We start from the raw sequence: 19,205 nt of genomic DNA on the forward strand, positions 1-19,205 counted from the left end.
ACTTCCTGGCCGCCATCGCACTCGCATCAGCAAGACTCTGGGTCAGAGCTTATGAGTCCACGCCCTAGGGCCTGGTCGCCCGGTATCGGAATAAAAAAAGAGCGGCTCGGATTAGAGCCGCTCTTTTCATTGGCGTTTGATGCCGGTGTCAGTCAGCGGCGTCTTCAATGGCGTCGCCCGCTTCCTGTACGTCCCGTCCCGCACCCTGCACTGTGTTGCAGGCGGCAAGGGCAAAAACCATGACGGCCACGCTCAGAATCTGAAGTGTCTCACGCATCGAATTTCTCCTGTCTACAACCGGCGAGTGGTGCCGCGTGTAGACCGTTAACGCGCTAGACCGGATTTGGCTCCGCAGCCCCCGCAATTTTCGTCCGTCAGGTCGTAATGTCCTCGAGCGCCTCACCGGTGCGTGTAATGTCCCGGCCTACGCCTTGTATGGTGTTACAGGCCGAAAGGCCTAGCGCCAGCACGGACAGGGCCGCTGCCATCAGCATACGCGTCATCGTCATGTCTCCATCTTCATGGGCCGTAACTGGCCTCTACGCCCTCATTATACGCATGAGGGGCCGATTTGGCTCTTTCTGATTGGCGCCCTGTGATCCAACGCAAAACGCCCGGACACGACGGTCCGGGCGTTCGCTAAGGTCAGGCGGGTGACGCCCTACCAGATACGCACGCGCTCCTCCGGTGGCAGGTAGAGCTCGTGCTCTTCCGTCACGCCGAACGCCTCATACCAGGCGTCCAGATTGCGTACGACACCGTTGACCCGGTACATGCCAGGCGAGTGCGGCCCGGTGGCCAGCTGTGCCCGCAGCGCATCATCGCGGAACAGTGTCCGCCAGACCTGCGCCCACGCCAGGAAGAAGCGCTGATCGCCGGTATAGCCGTCAATCACCGGCGCTTCACCGTCCGGGTAGTTGGCCTCGGCATAGCTGCGCCAGGCCTCGTAGGCCATCTGCATGCCGCCCAGATCGCCGATGTTCTCGCCAAGGGCCACGCGGCCGTTCACGCACTCATCGGGGAAGGGGCAGAAGCCGTTATACTGCTCGACAAGGCGGTCAGACCGCTCCACGAAGCGTTCATTGGTTTCCGCCGTCCACCAGTCACGGATGCGGCCTTCCGCGTCGAACCGGCGGCCGTTATCGTCAAAGCCGTGGCCGATCTCGTGACCGATGACAGCACCGATTGCGCCGTAATTCATTGCCGGATCGGCATTCATGTCAAAGAACGGTGCCTGCAGGATGCCCGCCGGGAAGGTAATCTGCTTCATCAGCGGATTATAGCTGGCATTGACGATCTGCGGCGGCCAGCTCCACAGGCGGCGGTCGACCGGATCCGGGAACCGGCGCAGCTGCTCGGCCCAGGCAAATTCAGAAAGGCGCATCCGGTTGCCGAAATAGTCATCGGCGCGGATTTCCAGCCCGTCATACTCGTTCCAGATTTCCGGGTAGCCGATGCGCGGTTCAAACGTCGACAGCTTGGTCAGCGCCTGTTCCCGCGTTTCATCGTCCATCCACTCCAGCCGCTCGAGCCGGCCGCGGAAGCCCTCCACCAGATTGCGGATCAGCTCGTCCATCTGACGGCTCGCCTCCGGCGGGAAGTGACGTTCCACATAGACCTGGCCGACAGGGTGACCCAGGGCGCCATTGACCAGCTGTACCCCGCGCAGTTCGCGCGTGCGCTGTTCCTCGGTGCCGCTAAGCGTGCGGCTGTAGAAGTCGAAATTGGCCTGATCGAACGCCGAGGGCAGCCAGGATGCGCGGCCCGAGATGAAGTGGAAGCTGAGCCATGCCCGCAGCAGGTCTACATCCGTCTGCGCCATGAGCGCGCCTGCATCGGTGATGGCGCTCGGCTGGGCGACCACGATTTCGCCTTCCGCTGGCAGGCCACGGTCCTCAAGGGCCGCTTGCAGGTTCAGCTCAGGGGCCAGCGCAATGAATTCCTCGACGCTCATGCGGTTATTGGTCAGCGTCACATCGCGTGAATCTTCGCGCGTCCAGTGAGCTTCGGCCAGTGCAGTCTCAAGCTCGAGGATCTGCTGTGCTCGCATCTCGCCATCGGGCATGCCCGCCAGCTCGAAAATCTGCGCGATATAGGCACGGTAGGCATCGCGGTACTCCGGGAAGCGCCCGGTATCCAGCAGATAGTAGTCGCGGCTGGGCAGGGCGAGGCCCGCCTGGCCGGACCGCATGATATAGGCTTCCGGGTTTTCCGGATCCGGGCTTATCGAAACCCAGTAGGGCGCGTGGTAATCGCGCTGCGCCATCAGGTTTGCGATGTCTTCAAAGCTCTCGGCGGCGGCAATCGTGTCGAGATAGGGCTGGGCCGGCTCCAGGCCGCGCGCCTCAATCGCGTCCGCATCCATCCAGCTGGCATACAGATCACCGATCATCTGCTCGTTGGACCCGGCAGGGCCGCCGCGCTCGCCAGCCTCAAGCACAATGGCCTGTACCTGCTCCTCAACCTCCAGCGACAGCATGTCGAACACGCCATAGCGCGCGCGGTCGGAAGGAATCTCGGTGGTCTCGGCCCATACGCCATTGGCATAGGCGAAGAAGTCGTCACCCGGCGCCACGTCGGTATTCATACCGGCCGTGTCAAAGCCGAACGTGCCAAAGCGCGGCTCGGCAGGTGCTTCGGTTGTCTCAGCCACGGCTGCATCTTCGGCGCCGTCACTGCTGGCGGTGCCCTGGGTGTCACACGCCATCAGCACGGCAATGCAGCACCCTGCTAGCAGAAAGTGTCTCATCTCTGTCTCCCCTTGCGGATACGCCAACCTGATGGCCATTCCGTTTCCTGAATTGGCAGAAAGCTAGGCTCTGCCAGTAAAAATGGCCATGGCGGGACGCAGTTTGCGTACCCGCCATGGCCGTACAAAAGACTACTCGGCTGGTTGCTTGATCTGACCGATATCAACATCAGTCCCACTGGTGTCACCATGATAGCCAGAGCCGATCCCGGGCCGCTTTTCGCCGGTCCACAGCGACAGGACGCTGCGCTTGATATCGACGCCAATGGCGTAGAGCGCAGGCACCATGAAAAGGGTCAGGAACAGGGCGAACATCACCGCAAACCCCAGTGATACCACCATGGGTTTGAGGAATTGCGCGGCGGTCGAGCGCTCCGCAATCATGGGCAGCACGCCGATGAAAGTGGTCACCGAGGTCAGCAGGATGGGCCGGAAGCGCTGGACGCCCGCATCGACGAGCGCCTGGAAGGCGCCGACGCCCCGCTCGCGCAGCCGGTTCACGAAGTCGACCAGAACCAGGTTGTCATTGATGACGATACCGGCAGCGGCGCCTACCCCGAACATGGAGAACAGGGCAAAGGGCACGCCCAGCGCGAGGTGACCGAACACCGCGCCCGCGAACGCAAAGGGTATCGCTGTCATGATCATCAGCGGCTGGGCGTAGGAGCGGAAGGCGACGGCCAGCAGGACATACATCATGCCGATCATGATGATCTGCAGGATGACGATCTCGCCCATGAACTCGGCTTCGCCCTCGGCCTGGCCGATGGCCCCCACCGAGACACCCGGATAGCGTTCCCGCCAGGCCGGGAAGAATTCCTCGTTGATCTGCTGGCGGATCGCCCGCGCAGCATCGGGGTCGCTGACCTCGGCGCTGACGCGTACCGTGCGCTGGCGCTCACGGCGCTGGATGCGGTTGATGCCGGGCGCAAACTCGGCCTGTGCCACCGCGGCCAGCGGGATTTCCCTGCCATCGGCGGTACGGATGCGCACCTGATTGATGGCATCAAGGCTTTCCCTGTCCGCGCGGGGGTAGCGCACCATAACCCGGACGTCCTCGCCGCCGCGGGGGAGGCGCTGGACCTCCTGGCCGTAAAAGGCCTGGCGCAATTGCTGGGTGACATCGACAAGTGTCAGGCCGAGAGCCTGTGCGTCCGGACGCAGGGTCAGGCGTAATTCCTCCGCCGATGTCTGCAGATTGTCGACGACATCGTACGTTGCCGGGAAGCCGCGAAGAGCGTCCTTCAGATCGTCGGCCGCTGCACGCAGCACGTCGAGATCGGGGTGGTTGATCGCGAAGTCGATAGCCGGCCCGACATCGTTCAGCGTGGCGTCAAAGCGAATTTCCTCAGCGTCCGGCACAGGGCCCATTTCGTCGCGGATACGCTGCGCGATCTCGGCAGAGGGCAGGCGGCCCGGGCGTGACTCAGGGGGTGCCAGGCCGATCCAGGCACGCACCTGGCCCTGTGTCGCTAGCGTGGAGCGATTGCGGATGACATCCACCTCGCCCGGATACATTTCGCGATACTCGTTCTGGACCACGATCTGGGCCGCTTCCAGCCGCTCGCGGATTTCGTCGGTACGCTGCCAGGGCGTGCCCTCGGCAAGCTGGATGTTCACCTGGATCTGGTCGCTTTCGATTTCCGGCATGAAGCGGAACGGCACCCGGTTGGTGTTCATCAGCACGATGGCCAGGGCAAACAGCCCTAAGAAGATTGCGAATGTCGCATAGCGATGACGCAGCGATACTGCCAGCATCGGCCCGTAAACATGGCGCGAGAACCAGACCAGGCTGTCCGCAATGCCTGCCTGGAAGCGTATGAAATGGCCCGATATGCCTTTGGGCTCTTGCGGTTTGATGTGCGCGAGGTGAGCCGGCAGGATCAGGAAGGCTTCAATCAGCGAGAAGGACAGTGCCGCAATCACGACCAGCGAGATCTGGCGGGTGAACTGCACTTCCGGCCCGGACAGCATCATCCAGGGCGCGAAGGCCATCATCGAGGTGATGACGGCGAAAATGACCGGCTTGGCGACCATCTGCACGCCGACCACGGCGGCCGTCAGGCCCTGCTCGCCACGCTCTACCCGGTTATGGATGTTCTCGCCGACAATGATGGCGTCATCGACGATGACCCCGATCACGATCAGGAAGGCGAAGAGCGACAGGAAGTTCAGCGTAACGCCGATGAGCGGAAGCAGCATGAACGCGCCGGCAAAGGCGGTGGCGATGCCGATTGTGACCCAGAAAGCCACGATCGGGCGCAGGAACAGGATCAGCACCACCAGCACAAGCGCCAGCCCGAGCAGCGCCGAGCTGCCGATCACGGTGAGCTGCGAGTTGAACTGGTCGGCGCCGTCCCACCATTCCGAAATGGTGACGGTTGTGGGCAGTTCGCGCTGCTTGCGATCGATATAGGCGGCAAGACTGCCTGAAACGTCGATCACGTCCGAATTGCCGACCGACATGAGCGTCAGCAGCACCATGGGTTCGCCATTGAACGTGGCCTCGAACGGGCGGTCCTCCAGCCCGTCAATCACTGTTGCCACGTCGCGCACGCGGATCACGCTGCCGCCGGGTGTCTGACGCACGATGATATTGCCGAACTCCTCGGCTGTATCAGCCAGCTGGCGGGCAGCGACGCGCACATCGCCCAGATCAGTGCGCACCGATCCGGCAGACAGGTTCAGCGAACTCGTCGAGATCGCACGCGACAACTCCGCAATCGTGATGCCGTACCGGCGCATGTTCTCTTCGGAAATCTCGATGGAAACTTCCTCGGGCAGGCGTGCCTGTATGTTCACTGCCGCGACTTCGGGAATGGCGGCACTGATCTCGTTGCGCATCTCGCGGGCGATGCGCTGCAATTCACGCCGGTCGATATTGCCGTGAACGGCGATACCGGCGATCTGGCTGCGCGATTGCCATTCGGTGACCCGCGGCTGAAAGGCCTCGACGGGGAAGTTGTTGATGGAGTCCACCTGCAGCTTCACCGCATCAAGAAATTCGGCCGGATCAACCGTGCTGTTGCCCTCGATATTGACCCAGCCGCTGCCTTCAACGGCCGTGGCCGTGATACGGCGCACACCGTCGACGGCCGTCATCGCCTCCTCGATGCGCAAGATGATCTGCTCTTCCACCTCTTGCGGCGAAGCGCCCGGCCAGGAGACAGATACCGTGGCTCCGGCAAAGGATGCTGCAGGGTTCTCGTCGCGCTGTATCTGGGAGTAGCCGATAATCCCGCCGACCAGCGCGATGATCATCAGGAGGTTTGCGGCAATCGAATTGCCTGCCCACCAGGCCAGAATGCCGCCACGGGGCTTTTCGTTATCGTGTTCTTCCGTCATGGATCAGCTCCTGCGCGCTTCGGCTCAGCCGGCGCTGGCAACAGAGGCGTTGCCGGCTTCGTCGGTGGAGGGGGTGGCTTCGTCGGTTGACGGGGCCGCTGCAGGTTGCGCATCGGGGAAGAGCGGCTCGCCATCGCTGTCGAGCGCACGGATGCGCATGCCGTCGGCCGCGCCGCGCAAGGGCGAGGTGACGACATACTCGCCAGCCTCCACCCCGCTTGCGATGACGAGGCGGTCGGGTTGGCTGTCAATAACCTCGACCGTGCGCACTGACAGCGTTCCGTCGGGGCGCGCAACCAGCACCTGGTCGGCACCGCGCAGCGCGCTGCGCGGCAGGGTGATCGCGCTGGCAAGGTCGCGGCCGGGCACGCTGGCCTCCACGAACAGGCCCATGGCCAGAGGCGCGCCGGCGGCTTCTGCTGCCGTGCCGTAAGGGTCGTCCACCTCGGCAATGGCATAAAGGGTGCGGGTCTGCGGGTCGATCGCGCTATCGGTGCGCACGATACGGCCCTGCCACTGGCGCAGCGCGCCGCCCAGATTGGCGCTGAGCGTGATGACAGGAGCCGATTCCCGGTCCGCCGCGCTGAACGCTACCGGAATGCCGGCCCGGCCCAGATCACTGTCCGTGAACGGCAGGCGGACTTGCGCCGTATCGGTGGAGAAGATTTCGCCTATGCGGGCGCCCGGGCCGATATACTGGCCGAGATCGGCCATTTTCTCGCGCACACGTCCGTTGAACGGTGCCGTGATACGGGTACGCGACAGGGCCAGGCGCGCTTCACGCAGAGAGGCTTCGGCGCCAGCCAGCTGGGCGCGCGCATCGGCCAGTTGCGGTTCACGCAAGGTCAGGGCGGACGCGTCTCCGTCCCCGATGGCGCGCCATTCCTCGGCGGCAAGCTCGGCCTCGGCCTCTTCGCGGATCAGGGCCTGGCGGCGCTGGGTGACCAGCGCTTCAGCGCGGATTACCGCAAGCCGGTAATCCTCATCCTCCACCCGCACCAGCACATCGCCTTCCTCGAAGAAGCCGCCTTGTGTGAAATTCGGGTTCACATAGACGATACGGCCGGAAACCTGGGCAACAAGGCCGATTTCGGTCACCGGCGATACCTCGCCTTGGGTGCTGACCATGAGTTGAACCGGGCTTTCCACCGCTTCGGCCACAAAAACGGCAGCAGGCCGGGGAACAGGTATCTCGCGCTCGGGCCGCGGCTGTGTCGCGCCCAGCACCATGAACAGGATGATGAATCCGGCGATAATCAGTATCGGCAAGCCGATAAGCAGGAAGCGTCCGGTGATTTTTGACATGACCAACCTCTTGAAGACGTATTCTTTTTATTGTTGTGACGGGGTGAAACCGGCCGCACTGAACGGTCCGGCTATGGCAAGGTGCAAGGCGATGCGGTTATCGATGCGCTCGCGGCGGGCCGTTATCAGCTGGCCTTCTGCCTGAATCAGCCGGGTCTGTGCATCGATCAGTTCGAAGATGGTGCCGACACCGCTCGCATACTGACGTTCTACCAGTTCGAGCGCGGCCTGTGCCTCCTCCCTGGCTGTTTCAAGGGCGGTCACACGGCTTGCCAGCAGGCTGTCCGCCGTCAGCGCATTTTCAACCTCGCGCAGCGCGCCAAGGCTGGTGTCGACATAGCTTGCGGCCTGCGCGCGGGCCAGCGCGGCAGTCCGGTCACGTTCCGCGCGCAGGGCACCGGCGCGGAATATCGGTGCGGTAATGGACGCTGCCAGGCTTTCAACCAGCGTTGAGGGCGAGAACAGGTCCGAAATATCGGCCGTCTGCCCGGAATAGGAGGCTGACAGCGACAATGAGGGATAGAGCGCCTTTCTGGCCGCTTCGGCAGAGAAGCCTGCAGCCGCCAGCCGGAACTCGGCAGCCACGACGTCCGGACGGCGTGCAATGAGTGTGGCCGGCGTTCCAGGTGCAGGCAGCGGCGTGAGCACCGGCAGTTCCGTTCCCGGCATGATGCCGCCATCAGGGTAAGCGCCGAGCAGGGTCTGCAGGCTCCGGGCTGTCTGGCTTTCGGCGCGCTGGCGTATGGCCAGGGTCGCCTGGGCGCTGGCCAGCGCGGAACGCGCGGTGCGGACATCCGAGGATCTTACGACGCCGCGGACAAACCGGCGCTCGACAATATCCAGCTGGCGCTGACGCGTCGCAACATCACGTTCCGACAGCTCGCGTTGAAGGCGCGCTTCGGTCAGGGCGAACCACGTGCTGGCAACGCTGGCGGCGATGGACAGCTCTGCACCGGCATAGTCGGCCTCGGCTGCTTCCGCGCCCAGGGCGCTGGCGCGTGCCTGATTGGAGATCCGGCCCCAGACATCGGCCTGCCAGCTCACATCGAGCCCAGCAGAGTACACCTCGCCAGAGGGGCGCGTGGTGGCTGTCGTGCCGATATCAACCGAAGGCAGCCGCGGCGCCTGGCCAGCGCGCGCCAAAGCTCTCGCGGCTTCTGTGTTCGCGCGCGCTGCCGCCAGATTGGGGTTGTTGGCCAGTGCCGTGCCGATCAGGCCCGGAAGGGCCTCATCGCCCAGGGCGCTGACCCAGTCAGGCTCCTGCGGGCCAGCCGTTTCCGGCGCACTGACAAAAGTGTCGGGCAGCGCAAGATCCGGTGCGACAGAGAGCTGCGGCGTACCTGAGCACGCCACGACGATCAGGGAGGAGGAAAGTATGAGGCTATACCGGAACACCCGGGATTCCTTCTTTTGATGATGGTTCAAGATGGGGGCACCCTACTGGCGACTATGCGAATGTCAACAAAAGTTTATCGAAAAACGCTAAAAATATCTCGAATTACAGAAAATTCATCTTGCGCTTCGCGTCACATCTTTCGTGCCCCGGCCACATTGAGCCGTCAAAAACCCGTGCTAAGACCGGCAGATGGCAAACGAACATCCCTCAGTCAGAGCGCGCACGGCTCCGGACCGTCCCCGGCGCCGTGACATTGTAATTACGGCGCTGCTGGGCCTGATGGTGCTGCTGGTCCTCCTGATCGGCGGTGTTCTGGAACCCGGCGCGTGGCTCGCGGCATCGCTGGCCTTCTCGGCGCTGGCCTTCATCTATTTTCTGACCGCCGTGACGCGGGGCGCGCCCCGGCCGTCAGCCCAGATCACGCGTCCGGTGGTCTCCAGCGAGCTGGAATCGGCCAATGCCATGCTCGAGAAGATTGCAGTCCCCGTTCTGCTGATAGGTCCGGGCGGCCGGATCGAGCGGGCCAATCCGGCTGCGCGCGCCTTTCTTGCGCTGGGGGCCGAAGGCGGATTGCTGTCCACCTCGCTGCGCCAGCCGCGCGTTCTGGAGGCGGTCAGCGCAGCTCTGCGCGGCGAACGCGGCACGGTTGTGGAGTATGCCAGCCTCGCACCTATAGAAAGTCATGTACGCGCTTTCGTGGAGCCGCTGCGCATGCCGGTGGCCGGCCCCATGCCGTGGCGGGCCATGCTGGTTCTGGCCGATGAGACATCATCCAAGCGGGCAGAGCGTATGCGCGCGGACTTCCTGGCCAATGCGAGCCACGAACTGCGCACCCCGCTGGCATCGCTCTCGGGCTTTATCGACACCTTGCGCGGCCCGGCCCGCGACGACGAGGAGGCGCGTGACCGCTTCCTTACCATCATGCGTGAGCAGACCGACCGGATGCGCCGCCTGATCGATGACCTTCTCTCGCTCAGCCGGGTCGAGATGAATGAGCACCTGCCACCGTCCGGCGAAGCGGACCTGGCGGCCATTGCGCGCGATGTGGTCGACAGCCTGCGGCCCATGGCCGATGCGCGCGCCATCACATTCGAACTGTCGCTGCCAGATGCGCCAGCCCGCATAACGGGTGACCGGGACCAGGTGTACGAGGTTGTCGAAAATCTTGTCGAGAATGCCATCAAGTACTCGCCTGAAGGTGCGATTGTCGCCATCGAGGCCCTTGATAATTGCACGCGCGATATCGCCGAGCACGCGCCCGAGAGGCTGGCGCCGCAAAGCGCACGCCTTCTGCTGGCCGGCCCGCCGTTCGATCCGCGCCAGCGCTATGGTGTCTTGCGTGTACGTGACAATGGCGCGGGCATTGACCGGCGCTACCTGCCCCGCCTCTCTGAGCGCTTCTACCGGGTGGACGGACAGAAAAGCGGCCCGACGGCTGGTACCGGCCTGGGCCTGGCCATCGTGAAACACATCATCACCCGGCATCGGGGCGGTTTCAGCGTCGAGAGCGCTACCGGCACAGGGTCGGCATTCTCGGTATTCTTGCCCAAACCCGTGCCGGATGCGGACGCAGCCGCACGCGTCCTTGCCGATACCGCTTCCGGCGTGGACGCCGGGTAATCCCCGGCCACCGGCCCGCCTTGTCGCAAAACTGTAACGCGACCGTCATATTTGGGTGATCGATCCGCGCCAGTTTGCGCCGCTAACCGGACGGGTGGGGACCAGCAAGCCATCCGCCGGGCGAGGTCATAGATGCAACTGTCCCTTATCACGGCACTCGCGCTGCTTGTGCTCACGGCCGTCGGCTTTCTGGCCGGCCGCAGCCGTGCGCTTGCGCTTGCCGAAAAGGATGGATCGCGCCTTCATTCGCTGCCCGGCTATCACGGGTATTATGTGGCGCTCTGGGCGGGTTTGCCGGGATTCGCCGTTCTGGCGGCCTACGCGCTCGCCGGGACCATGATTGTCAACACGATCGTCCTTGACCGCATGGAGCGCGCCGCAGAGCCGCTGCAGGCCCGGTATGAGCTGGCGCTGGCGAATGACGATATCTGGTCAGAGGCCGAACGCGAAATAGCACGGCTTGACGATGAGATGGCGGCGCTGCGTGGTGAGGCCGAACAGGTAATTGCCGCTGAAGGCGTGCAGTCAGACGCCGTGGAGGCCTTGCGCGCCCGGCAGGACGAGCTTCAGTTCGCACAGGACGATGCGCGCTTCACGCGTGATGCCCGCGCGAACACGATCGCCGGTGATATAATTCAGGCTGTGCCGGAGGCCGGCGATCATGCGCTCGCCCGCGCCGGCTTCGAGTTCGCCCGCCTGCCGGTCCAGGAACGCGAGGTCTTCCTTGCCGATGCCCGCGCCCTCGCCTTTGGCGACGGTCTGGCAAGCCGGGATACTCCCGAACTGCGCGCTACGGCTGGCGCGCTGCAGCCTGTCCATTCCGCAATTGCCTGGGGGGCCTGCCTTGGCGCGCTGGGTCTGGCCCTGGCAGGTCTCGCCTTTGCCCGCACGCATCTGGCGGTGCGCTTCCGCGCGCGAAACAGGGTGGAGTGGGTCATCTCGGCCACATTGGCTCTAGCCTCCCTGATTGCCATCCTGACCACGCTGGGCATCGTATTTTCGCTCCTGTTTGAAAGCCTGCGCTTCTTTGCGGCGATCGACTGGCGGGTGGCCGACTTCCTGTTCGGTACGCAATGGAGCCCGCAAACCGCGATCCGCCCCGGCCAGATCGGCCAGTCAGGCTCGTTCGGTGCCGTGCCGCTGTTTGCCGGCACAGCCCTGATCACCCTGATTGCGATGATGGTGGCAGCGCCGGTCGGGCTTTTCGCGGCCATCTACCTTTCCGAATATGCCGATAGCCGCGTGCGCGCCTGGGCAAAGCCGGCGCTGGAAATTCTCGCCGGTGTGCCGACGGTTGTTTACGGCTTCTTCGCCCTGCTCACGGTCGGCCCGCTCCTGCGTGATTTTGCCCTGTTTCTCGGCTACGAGGACGCCGTGACCCAGAGCGCGCTCTCTGCGGGCCTCGTCATGGGCGTGATGATCATACCGTTCGTGTCCTCACTGTCAGACGATGTCATCAATGCTGTACCGCAATCGCTGCGAGACGGCGCCTATGCAATGGGTGCAACGAAGTCGGAGACCATCCGGCATGTCGTTTTCCCCGCAGCGCTTCCCGGCATTGTCGGCGCCCTGCTGCTGGCGGTTTCGCGCGCGGTTGGCGAGACGATGATCGTGGTGATGGCGGCCGGGCAGGCCGCCAATCTCACGGCCAATCCGCTGGAGTCCGTGACCACAATCACGGTTCAGATTGTCACCCTGCTGACCGGCGACCAGGAGTTCAACAGCCCCAAGACGCTCTCCGCCTTTGCGCTGGGCCTGGTGCTGTTCGTACTGACCTTGATCCTCAACATCATCGCGCTGCGCGTGGTGCAGAGCTACAGGGAAAAATATGACTGACGCGCCCCGGCCAGCGATAGCGGACGCGGTCCGCCAGCGCCTTGCGCGCCGTCATCGTGCCGAAGGCCGTTTCAGGGCCTTCGGTATGGGCGCCATTGCGCTTGCCATTGCATTTCTGGGCGTGCTGCTGGGCACTATCGTGCTGCAGGCCAGCGGCGCCTTCACCAATTATGTGCTCACCCTGCCGGTCACGCTGGAGCGCGAGATTGCCGATCCGCGCGGCGATATGAGCGAAGCTTCCCTGCGCCGGGGCAGCTATAACCAGCTCATTCAGCGCAGCCTGCAGTCGGAGTTTCCGGCCGCGTCCTCGCGTGCGGATCTGCGTGAGCTGTTTGGCCTTTATAGCGGGCTCAACGCGGCCTCGGTGATGCATCGCGTCATCGCCGATCCCTCGCTGGTAGGGTCCACGATTGACGTGACGATGCCGGCCAATCACGAGATTGATCTTTATCTCAAGGGCGTGACGGTCGAGGAGAGTATCACGGCGGGCAGCGGCACTATTCAGGCTGGCGCGATATCGGGCGATATCACACTGTCGTCGGACAGCCCGGCCTTTGCCAATGCGATCGCACGTATCCGCCAGCAGGCCTCATCGGAGCGTGATGCGCTGCTCGGTCGTGCCGCACGCCTGGAAGCCGATGCGGCCGGCGCGGCCAGCCGTGACGCCCGCGAGGCCGGGCTGGCAGCAGCCCGGCGTGCGCGCGAGGAAGCTGCGCGTTTTGACACCGTCATTGATCCCGAAACCCGGATCACGCTTGGCCCGCGTACGGCCAGCCTGTTGATCCGCCTCAATGGCGGTGTGGTCGCCGTCTCCGCCCTGACGCCCGATGGCCGCGAGGCCGAAGGCCGCGTGCTCTTGCCGCTGGAGAGCGCCGAAGCGTCTGCCAGCTGGAGCGAATGGGTTATCGAGACCCCGGCGGCCGCGCGGCGTATCACGGATCAGCAGGCTGTCTATGCCCGCGCGCTTGAAGAGCGCGGCATGGTCGAGCGCCGCTTCAATACCAATCTGTTTCTCAATGCCGATAGCCGTGAGCCCGAGCTTGCCGGCGTGATGGGCGCGTTCATTGGCTCGGTGCTGACCATGCTGGTCACGATGCTGCTGGCCGTTCCGATCGGCGTCGGCACAGCGATCTATCTGGAAGAGTTCGCGCCGAAAAACCGCCTGACCGGCTTTATCGAGGTCAATATCAACAATCTGGCCGCCGTGCCTTCCATCGTGTTCGGCCTTCTGGGACTTGCCGTGTTTATCAACACGTTCGGTATGCCACGTTCGGCGCCTCTGGTGGGCGGGTTCGTGCTGGCGCTGATGACCCTGCCGACCGTTATCATCTCATCGCGTGCCGCCCTGCGGGCGGTTCCGCCCTCCATCCGGGAAGCAGCGCTGGGTATCGGTGCCTCGCGTACACAGGCCGTGTTCCAGCACGTACTGCCGCTGGCCATGCCCGGCATCCTGACCGGCTCCATCATCGGTCTGGCACAGGCTCTGGGTGAAACGGCGCCCTTGCTGATGATCGGCATGGTGGCCTTTGTGGCCGACGCGCCCTCGCTTGGCCTGTCCGGGCTGACCCAGCCTTCCACAGTGATGCCGGTTCAGGTTTTCCTGTGGTCCGGCGCGTCCGAACGCGCCTTCGAGATGCGCACAGCCGCCGCCATTCTGGTGCTGCTGACGCTGATGATCATTTTCAATGCGGCTGCAATCATCCTGCGCCGCCGTTTCGAACGGAGATGGTGAGATGGCAGATTCTGCTGCCCCCGCGCACACCGCCAAGACGGTCTATCACTCCGTCGCGAACACTCACCCTGTAAAGGTGGCCGCGTCTGGCGTGGAGGTGTTCTATGCTGACAAGCAGGCCCTGCACGGTATCAATCTCGATATCCAGGACCGCTCTGTGACCGCCTTTATCGGGCCGTCAGGGTGTGGAAAGTCGACATTCCTGCGCTGCATCAACCGGATGAACGACACGATCGACACCGCGCGGGTGGCCGGTTCCATCCGTATTGATGACGAGGAAATCAATGACCGTGCCGTGGACCCGGTCCTGTTGCGCGCCCGCGTCGGGATGGTGTTCCAGAAGCCCAACCCGTTTCCCAAGAGCATTTATGATAATGTGGCCTACGGCCCGCGCATTCACGGCCTCGCCTCCGGTAAGGACGAGCTCGACGCCATAGTCGAGACCTCGTTGAAAAAGGCGGGCCTGTGGGACGAGGTGGCTGACCGGCTCGACCAGCCGGGCAACTCCCTGTCCGGCGGCCAGCAGCAGCGCCTGGTGATTGCGCGCGCCATCGCGGTGAACCCGGAAGTGATCCTGATGGACGAGCCGTGCTCGGCGCTGGATCCGATTGCCACTGCCCGCATTGAAGAGCTCATCGACGAACTGCGCGAGAATTACTGCCTGATCATCGTCACCCACTCCATGGCCCAGGCCGCGCGGGTGTCGCAAATGACCGCCTTTTTCCACCTTGGGCATCTGGTCGAGTACGGCCCGACCGAGGAGATTTTCACCAACCCGCGTGACCGCCGCACGCAGGACTACATTACCGGCCGCTTCGGATAAGCGGCTGTCCGCCTGACCAGGGAGCGCTTTTGCTCCGCAAAAAGGTAATCGCCATGAACAGCCCGGCACAGCAGGGTCACCATATCGTCAAGGCCTTTTCCGAGGAGCTGGAACAGCTTTCAGCCTCGGTCGCCACCATGGGCGGCCTTGCCGAAAGCATGATCTCCGATGCGATCGACGCCATCATCACCCGCGACAGCGATCTCGCGCTGGATGTGGCTGAACGCGACAAGCGCATTGACGCGCTTCAACACGATGTTGAACGCCAGATAATCCGCCTGCTCGCCCTGCGCCAGCCTCTGGCGTGGGATTTGCGCGTCTGCATCGCGGCGCTCAAGATTTCGGCAGACCTGGAACGTGTCGGTGATCTGGCCAAGAATATCGCCCGGCGTACGCGGGCCCTGAACGAGGCCGAGCCCCTGCCGCTCACCAAGTCGGTCGAACGCATGGGCCGGCTGGTCCAGCGTCACCTCCATGAGGTGCTGGACGCCTATGTAAGCGGCGAGATTGCCGGCGCAGTCGGCGTGTGGGAGCGCGATGACGACGTGGACGAGCACTATAATGCGCTCTTTCGCGAGCTTCTGACCTGCATGGCCGGGGACTCCCGGCTGATCGGGCCGGGCACGCACCTTCTGTTCATCGCCAAGAATCTCGAGCGGGTGGGCGACCATGCCACCAATATCGCCGAGCTGGTTCACTATGCCGTCACGGGCAGCGAGCTGACGGCCGAACGGCCCAAGGGCACGCCGCTCGAAAGCGGCGCTAGCTAGAGGGCACTGCCATGCAACCGCATGTTCTGGTCGTCGAGGATGAAGATGCGCTGGCCGAGCTGCTTCAGTATAATCTGAAGAAGGAAGGTTTCCGCGTCACGGTCGCCGCCGATGGCGAGGAGGCGATGATCCTCGTGGAGGAGCGCCAGCCGGACATCATCCTGCTCGACTGGATGCTGCCACGCGTGTCGGGCATCGAGGTTTGCCGCCGCCTGCGCGGGCGTCAGGAGACGCGCAATATTCCGATCATCATGCTGACAGCGCGCGGCGAGGAGGCAGACCGGATCCGCGGGCTTGATACCGGCGCCGATGACTACATCATCAAGCCCTTCCTGATGAATGAGCTGTTTGCCCGTGTCCGCGCCATATTGCGCCGCATCCGGCCCGGGCTGGCCGATGACAAGGTGGTGGTCGGCGAGATCACGATTGACCGTGTAGCGCACCGGGTGTCGCGTGCGGGACGCGACATTCATCTCGGCCCGACCGAGTTCCGCCTGCTGGACTATTTCATGCAGCATCCCGGACGGGTCTTCTCGCGCGAACAATTGCTCGACGCGGTATGGGGCTCGGATGTCTATGTGGAGGCACGCACTGTCGACGTGCATGTCGGGCGGCTGCGCAAGGCGCTCAATAACGGACACGAGATTGATCCGATCCGCACCGTCCGGTCTGCCGGCTATGCGCTGAACGCGGACTAGAAAAAAGCCCCGGTGACATCACCGGGGCTCTTCTTTCAAGCGCAGGGGCTGTTTTCCTAGAAATTGGCCCGGCGGCCCGACGCCAGGCTGTCCAGCACCGCGCGCGCGTCATCGGCGGGCTTGCGCTTGCGCTTGGCCTGGGGCTGGTAGGCCATCTGCGAATGCGCTTCGCAATAGGCTTGCCCCGGCGTGGTCTTGTGACCGCAGAAGCGGAAGCTGGCATCAGCCGGATCACCGACAGGCCATTTGCACATGCCCTCGCGCAAGGTCAGCACCGTGGCGTAATCGCCTGATGGCAGGACATGCGGTTCGACGGGAACAGGCGCCGGCGCCGGCGCGCGCACCACAGCCGGTTCGCTGCCATTGGACGGCTTGGCCTTCGCGCTGGCCGGTGATGAAGAGGTGGCCGTCCGCGGTCTGGGGGCCAGCTTGGGCGTAGCGATACGCCGTGTGGGGCGGGAGGGTGCTGCCCGGCCTGACAGGCCAAGCCGGTGTACCTTGCCGATCACGGCATTGCGGGTTACGCCGCCGAGCTGTTTGGCGATCTGGCTGGCGCTCAGACCGTCAGCCCACAATTTTTTCAGGGTTTCCACCCGTTCATCAGTCCATGCCATGGCGGTGCGCTCCTCGCCTTATACGCTTCGATATTGGACCCCAATGGATTGGTAGCAGGCTTGCTGCTAAACCCTACATCTTGGGGTCGGACACGAAATACAGTATCGGCGGGTTCTGATAGCACAAGATGCGGCACTGATTCGGACGTGGAAAACTTGCGCCTTGCGCACTCGCGTCGTTGCGCCGGACCGTGCTAGAGGACGGTCAACCATCCGTCAGAACAAGGCGAAAAGGGTCCGGTCATGCCAGACACGTCCAGCCAGAGCGATGCCGTGAAGGCCAGCCTTGCCGGGGCTGTGCCGCCGCAGCCGCGCGTGATGGGCGCGGTAAACTGGCTCGGCCTGTGGACGCTTTACAAGAAGGAAGTGCGCCGCTTTTTGAAGGTGAGCTTCCAGACGGTCGCAGCCCCGGTCGCCACGACCCTGCTCTACATGATGGTGTTTTCGCTGGCCATCGGCGTTACGCGCGAGGCTCCTGGCGGACTTCCCTTCGTCGTGTTTCTAGGCCCCGGCCTCATCATGATGGGGCTTTTGAACAATGCGTTCGCCAACTCGTCCTCTTCGCTGATCGTGGCCAAGGTGCAGGGCAATACGGTCGATTTCCTGATGCCGCCTCTGTCCGCCGGCGAGCTGGCGGCTGCCTTTATCGGCGGCGCGATTACGCGCGGCGTCCTTGTGGCGGCAGCTTCTGCTGCTGTGATCGTGCCGTTTGCCTCGCTGCCAGTTGCCCATCTCTGGGCAATTGTGTTCTTCGGCGTCGGCGCGGCAGCCATGCTGGGCATGGCCGGTGTCATTGCCGGTGTGTGGGCAGAGAAATTCGATCACCTGGCGGTCATCACCAATTTCATCATCATGCCGCTGACCTTCCTGTCTGGCACCTTCTACTCGATCTCGATCCTGCCCGAGCCTTTCCAGACCATCAGTCACGTCAATCCGTTCTTCTATCTGATCGACGGTTTCCGCTACGGCTTTATCGGTTATGCCGACGGCAATATCGCCATTGGCGTCGCGGTGACGCTGGTCATCAACGCTGTGCTTCTGGTGGCCTGCTATGGCGTTTTACGCTCTGGCTGGCGGCTGAGAACCTGATCTTTTTACCGGAGATACCGAACATGCCGACACCGCTTTTTGACACCTATGCTCCGCCCTCGCAGATATTCGAGCGTGGCGAAGGCGTCTTCCTGATTGAGCGCAGCGGCGACAGATATCTCGACTTCATTTCCGGTATCGCAGTGAACGCGCTCGGCCATGCCCACCCGAAGGCGGTCGCAGCCCTGAAAGCCCAGGCCGACAAGCTCTGGCACACCTCCAACATGTTCACGGTGCCCGGCCAGCACGAGCTCGCCGCCAAGTATTGCCGGAACAGTTTTGCAGACCGCGTTTTCTTCACCAATTCCGGCACCGAGGCGATCGAGTGCGCGATCAAGACCGCGCGCCACTATCACTTCGTGAACGGGCGCCCGGACCGCTACCGCATCATCACCTTCACCGGCGCCTTCCATGGCCGCACCTATGGCGGCATCAATGCGGGTGGAAACCCGGCCTATCTGGAAGGCTTCGGCCCGCGCATGGAGGGGTTTGACTCCGTTCCGTTCGGTGATCACGACGCCCTGAAGGCTGCCGTTACCGAAGAGACAGCCGCCATTCTGGTGGAGCCGGTGCAGGGCGAAGGCGGCGTACGTGCCTTGCCGGATGTCTGCCTGCGCGGCCTGCGTGAGCTGTGCGACGAGCATGGCCTTCTACTGATCTACGACGAGGTCCAGTGTGGCGCCGGGCGCACGGGCAAGCTGTGGGCGCATGAATGGGCGGGCAGCGCGGCGCCGGACATCATGGCCGTGGCCAAGGGTGTGGGCGGCGGCTTCCCGATGGGCGCATGCCTGACTACCGACGATGCCGGCGCACACATGGTGGTTGGCACACACGGATCCACATTTGGCGGCAATCCGCTGGCCATGGCCGTTGGCAATGTCGTCTATGACGAGCTGACTGCGCCGGGCTTCATGGATCATGTCGTGGACATCTCCAACTTCCTGCACCAGCAACTGCATGGCCTTGCCGATACGCATTCGGCCAAGGTCGAGGAGGTTCGCGGCAAGGGGCTTCTGGCCGGGCTGAAGCTGAAGACCGGCTATGTGAACAAGACACTGGCAAAGCACGCGCGCGATCACCATCTGCTGATCGGAGCGGCTGGTGACAATGTGGCCCGTATGGCCCCGCCGCTGATCATTGAAGAAGCCCATGCCCGGCAGGCGGTAGAGGCGCTCGACGCTGCCCTCGCCGCGCTTGAGCAGGGCTAGGCAAGAACAAGCAAGGCGGA

Annotated in this window: 15 protein-coding genes; 8 read left to right on the forward strand and 7 right to left on the reverse strand. The window is 63.5% G+C overall.

Annotation, left to right across the window (positions count from 1 at the left end; all coding sequences use genetic code 11):
* Window positions 1–148: 148 nt before the first annotated feature.
* The 6 genes from IEV75_RS06530 to IEV75_RS06555 all read right to left on the reverse strand — a co-directional run bounded on the left by IEV75_RS06530 (window position 149) and on the right by IEV75_RS06555 (window position 8,794).
* On the reverse strand, window positions 149–241 hold the full coding sequence (locus IEV75_RS06530; protein ID WP_373290513.1) for an entericidin A/B family lipoprotein: 93 nt from the start codon (window positions 239–241) through the stop codon (window positions 149–151).
* 133 nt (window positions 242–374) lie between these two features.
* Window positions 375–503 (reverse strand): entericidin A/B family lipoprotein, encoded by a 129-nt coding sequence (locus tag IEV75_RS06535; RefSeq protein ID WP_188451759.1) that lies wholly within the window; start codon window positions 501–503, stop codon window positions 375–377.
* Window positions 504–661: 158 nt separating this feature from the next.
* Window positions 662–2,749: a M13 family metallopeptidase gene (locus tag IEV75_RS06540; protein WP_188451760.1), complete on the reverse strand. Its 2,088-nt coding sequence runs from the start codon at window positions 2,747–2,749 to the stop codon at window positions 662–664.
* A gap of 132 nt (window positions 2,750–2,881) precedes the next feature.
* Window positions 2,882–6,094, reverse strand: a complete 3,213-nt coding sequence (locus tag IEV75_RS06545; protein ID WP_188451761.1) for an efflux RND transporter permease subunit — start codon at window positions 6,092–6,094, stop codon at window positions 2,882–2,884.
* 24 nt (window positions 6,095–6,118) lie between these two features.
* On the reverse strand, window positions 6,119–7,399 hold the full coding sequence (locus IEV75_RS06550; protein WP_188451762.1) for an efflux RND transporter periplasmic adaptor subunit: 1,281 nt from the start codon (window positions 7,397–7,399) through the stop codon (window positions 6,119–6,121).
* A gap of 27 nt (window positions 7,400–7,426) precedes the next feature.
* Window positions 7,427–8,794, reverse strand: coding sequence for an efflux transporter outer membrane subunit (locus IEV75_RS06555; protein ID WP_233351783.1), 1,368 nt, complete (start codon window positions 8,792–8,794; stop codon window positions 7,427–7,429).
* A 190-nt stretch (window positions 8,795–8,984) separates the two neighbouring features.
* Between IEV75_RS06555 and IEV75_RS06560 the strand changes: the two genes are divergently transcribed.
* From IEV75_RS06560 to phoB, 6 genes are all read left to right on the forward strand, one after another.
* A complete protein-coding gene (locus IEV75_RS06560) occupies window positions 8,985–10,415 on the forward strand; it encodes a sensor histidine kinase (protein WP_188451763.1) in 1,431 nt (476 codons plus the stop codon).
* A 132-nt stretch (window positions 10,416–10,547) separates the two neighbouring features.
* Window positions 10,548–12,251 (forward strand): phosphate ABC transporter permease subunit PstC, encoded by a 1,704-nt coding sequence (pstC, locus tag IEV75_RS06565; protein ID WP_188451764.1) that lies wholly within the window; start codon window positions 10,548–10,550, stop codon window positions 12,249–12,251.
* Window positions 12,244–13,983, forward strand: a complete 1,740-nt coding sequence (pstA, locus tag IEV75_RS06570; RefSeq protein ID WP_188451765.1) for a phosphate ABC transporter permease PstA — start codon at window positions 12,244–12,246, stop codon at window positions 13,981–13,983. Before pstC ends, pstA begins: the two co-directional genes overlap by 8 nt.
* Before the next feature lies 1 nt (window position 13,984).
* The gene (gene pstB, locus IEV75_RS06575; protein WP_188451766.1) at window positions 13,985–14,806 is read left to right on the forward strand and encodes a phosphate ABC transporter ATP-binding protein PstB; all 822 of its coding nucleotides are present in this window, start codon (window positions 13,985–13,987) and stop codon (window positions 14,804–14,806) included.
* A 53-nt stretch (window positions 14,807–14,859) separates the two neighbouring features.
* Complete coding sequence (phoU, locus tag IEV75_RS06580; RefSeq protein ID WP_188451767.1) at window positions 14,860–15,576, forward strand: phosphate signaling complex protein PhoU; 717 nt, start codon at window positions 14,860–14,862, stop codon at window positions 15,574–15,576.
* A gap of 11 nt (window positions 15,577–15,587) precedes the next feature.
* On the forward strand, window positions 15,588–16,274 hold the full coding sequence (gene phoB, locus IEV75_RS06585) for a phosphate regulon transcriptional regulator PhoB (RefSeq protein WP_188451768.1): 687 nt from the start codon (window positions 15,588–15,590) through the stop codon (window positions 16,272–16,274).
* A 56-nt stretch (window positions 16,275–16,330) separates the two neighbouring features.
* Here phoB and IEV75_RS06590 read toward each other — a convergent pair whose 3' ends face one another.
* Window positions 16,331–16,888: a GcrA family cell cycle regulator gene (locus IEV75_RS06590; protein WP_188451769.1), complete on the reverse strand. Its 558-nt coding sequence runs from the start codon at window positions 16,886–16,888 to the stop codon at window positions 16,331–16,333.
* Window positions 16,889–17,131: 243 nt separating this feature from the next.
* Between IEV75_RS06590 and IEV75_RS06595 the strand changes: the two genes are divergently transcribed.
* Window positions 17,132–17,977 carry an ABC transporter permease gene (locus tag IEV75_RS06595; RefSeq protein WP_188451770.1) on the forward strand — a complete coding sequence of 282 codons (846 nt, stop codon included), beginning with the start codon at window positions 17,132–17,134 and terminating at the stop codon, window positions 17,975–17,977.
* Between the two features lie 23 nt (window positions 17,978–18,000).
* Entirely contained in the window at window positions 18,001–19,185 is a 1,185-nt protein-coding gene (locus IEV75_RS06600) for an aspartate aminotransferase family protein (RefSeq protein WP_188451771.1), read from the forward strand.
* Window positions 19,186–19,205 lie beyond the last annotated feature (20 nt).

The organism is Glycocaulis albus, from assembly GCF_014639075.1.
Taxonomy (GTDB): domain Bacteria; phylum Pseudomonadota; class Alphaproteobacteria; order Caulobacterales; family Maricaulaceae; genus Glycocaulis; species Glycocaulis albus.